Annotated in this window: 2 protein-coding genes and 1 pseudogene; 2 read left to right on the forward strand and 1 reads right to left on the reverse strand. The window is 65.7% G+C overall.

Annotated features, from left to right (window positions below; genetic code table 11):
- Positions 1–288: 288 nt before the first annotated feature.
- Positions 289–375 (reverse strand): annotated as a pseudogene (locus EB084_23220) (BclA protein).
- Positions 376–592: 217 nt separating this feature from the next.
- On the opposite strand from EB084_23220, the gene EB084_23225 reads away from it, so the two are divergent.
- Together EB084_23225 and EB084_23230 are read left to right on the forward strand one after the other, a co-directional pair.
- Complete coding sequence (locus EB084_23225) at positions 593–2071, forward strand: hypothetical protein (protein ID NDD31174.1); 1479 nt, start codon at positions 593–595, stop codon at positions 2069–2071.
- A 94-nt stretch (positions 2072–2165) separates the two neighbouring features.
- On the forward strand, positions 2166–2747 hold a 582-nt coding region (locus EB084_23230; protein NDD31175.1), incomplete at its 3' end, for a hypothetical protein.

The following is a 2747-nucleotide window of genomic DNA, read 5'->3' on the forward strand; positions in this document are numbered from 1 at the left end:
CGACAAGGACGGCAAGGGTGGCGTGTGGGTCGTGCGGACCCCGTACAACGCGCCTGCCGTCGACGCATGGCGCGACCTGCACAACAAGCACGGCGGCGAGTGGGACAGTCTGCGCCGCGTGCGTCGCGTGCCGTACAAGGCGGCGCGTGCGATGGACGCGCTGTTGCGCGAGCACCATGCGGGGCAGTACGCGCGCGGGCCGAAGGGGGTGTTCATCATCCCGGCCCCCGGCGAGGAAGGCGAGATCATCGCAGGGACGGAGCCGCGTGCGCGTGAGGCTGCGCCTGCGCCCGTTGCGCCGCCTGCGCCCGTTGCGCCGCCTGCGCCCGTTGCGCCGCCTGCGCCCGTTGCGCCGCCTGCGCCCGTGGTTCCGGTGCAGTTGACGTTCGCGTCGGTCGATGACCGCGTGGCGGCGGCAGATGCGATCCTTTCCAATCCCCTCGCCAGCGACGCCGACGTCGAGCGTGCGATGGCGATTCTGGCGGGCGAATAAGGCAACGACCCTCGGGTCCAACTATCAGAGGCAGGGCGCATGGTGCGCCTTGCCGTTTCCGCAACGCCGCGTGTGAATGACGCGGACAGGAGAGAAGTCATGGCGAAGATTCAACTCACCCTCGCGACCGAGTACGTCCGCAACTGGTCGGCTTGGGAAGGCGTGCGAGAGATCATCCAGAACGCTCTCGACGCCGATCAGGACGGCTTCAAGATGGAAGTGACGCACAGCGGCTCGACGCTGCGCGTGATGTCGCGTGACGCGCGGCTCAAGAAGGATGTGTGGCTCATGGGCACCACGTCGAAGGAATCGGGAGAATACCGGGGCCACTTCGGCGAAGGACTCAAGTTGGGTGTGCTCGCGTTGGTTCGCGCGGGGCATGACGTGAAGATCATCAACCGCGACGAGACGTGGTCGCCGCGTCTGGAAGACAGCGAAGTCTTCTCGGGACGAGCGGTGCTCACGATCCACACCCGCCAGCGTGAGAACGACGTGGGTGGCTTCGTCGTTGAGATCGGCGGCGTCGAGAAGTCGACGTGGCAGGACATGAGCAAGCGGTTCCTCGCGTTCATCCCGCAAGACGACGCCGACGTGGTGGATACCTTCGACGCGAAGGTGCTGCTGGCCCCCGCGATGAAAGGGTCGGTGTTCGTGAAGGGCATCTTCGTCCAGCACGACAAAGACCTGTCGGTCGGGTACGACTTCAAGCGGCTGGAGACTGACCGTGACAGGCGCATGGTCGACAGCTACGACCTCAAGTACCACGCTGGACAGGCGTGGGCCGAGGCGATGAAGCGCACGGCTGTCAGCCCGTCGAAGGTTCTGGAACTGATGGTGTCGGGTGCCCCTGACTTGTCGCGTGTCGGTTCCATGTACGGGCAGGGGGAAACGGCAAAGGCGCTCGGTGACGCCTTCGTCGAGAAGCACGGTGCCGAGGCGATCCCCGTCGCCAACATGGCCGAAGCGCGTGAGGTTGAGCACTACGGCAAGGTCGGCGTCGTCGTACCGCAGGGGCTTGTCGAAGCCTTGAAGAACCTGCCGCCGATGAACCTGACGACGGTGCGCGAGGACTTCAAGAAGGCTACGCAGAAGACCTACGGGTGGAGCGACCTGACGGGTGACGAGCGGGCCAACTACACCGAGGCGCTCGGCATGGTTGAGCGCGCGGCGGCTGACCTTGGCTACCGCCCCGTCGAGAACCGGCTGACGGTGGTGGACTTCGGCGACGAGGGGCTGCTCGGTCTGCACGAAGGCGGCGGCGCGGCGATCAAGATCGCGCGCAAGCTGCTGGCCGACTTCGACGAGACGCTGCGCGTGCTCGTCCACGAAGTCGCCCACGACAAGGGCGGCGACGGCGAGAAGTCGCATGAGCGTGCAGAGGGTCGGCTGTTCGCTCGCATCGTGAGCAACGCCCGCAAGCTGCTGCCCGCCCCGGCTCCGGTGATCGAAGCGCCGCGTGCGGCGAGCGTCGAAGAAGACGCCGAGCGCCGCGTGGCAGAAGCCAACGCGATCCTCGCCAACCCGAACGCTACCGACGCCGACGTCGAGCGCGCGATGGCGATCCTCGCTGGCGAATAAGGCAACGACCCTCGGGTCCAACAGACAGGACAGCGGCGCGTGGCACCGCTGTTCTTTTCGTAAAGCCGCACCGTGCGGCAGAAAGACAGGGAGAATGGAAAAGCAAGGCATCCCGCTTCGTGAGATCACGCTGTTCGTTGAGGGGATCGCGCCGCGTGAGCGCAAGGTGAAGCGCCACACGGTGAACCTCGGAGAGAGGAACGTCGACACAAAACCAGAGGACGTGCTCGACGAAGCGAAGGGTCGGCTCTCTATGTTCAAGAGCGTGTCGAGTGCCACGCTCGCTCTCAACTACATCGAGGTGAGCAGCCGCGACGGGGCGCGCGTCAAGTCGTTCATGCTACTCGACCCCCGGCACATCGAGTACCGGATCGTGCAGAAGCAACACGGGCCTGCGGCCCCTGCTGCGGAACGAACGGCAGACGAGAAGGCGCAGAGCGCCAAGTTCGCCGCCGAGCGCAAAGCCGCGATGGAGGCGTTCGACGCCGAGTTCAAGCCGACCACTACGGTGGGAGGCATCCCTGCCATCGTGTTCGGCCACGTCGGCGATGCCAAACCGCCCAAGCCGAAAGCTGACCCGATGAACATGAGTGAAGAAGAAGCCGATCGCCGCGTGGCAGAAGCCACGGCGATCCTCGACAACCCCGACGCCACCGACGCCGACGTCGAGCGTGCG

This window comes from Pseudomonadota bacterium, from assembly GCA_010028905.1.
Lineage (GTDB): Bacteria > Vulcanimicrobiota > Xenobia > RGZZ01 > RGZZ01 > RGZZ01.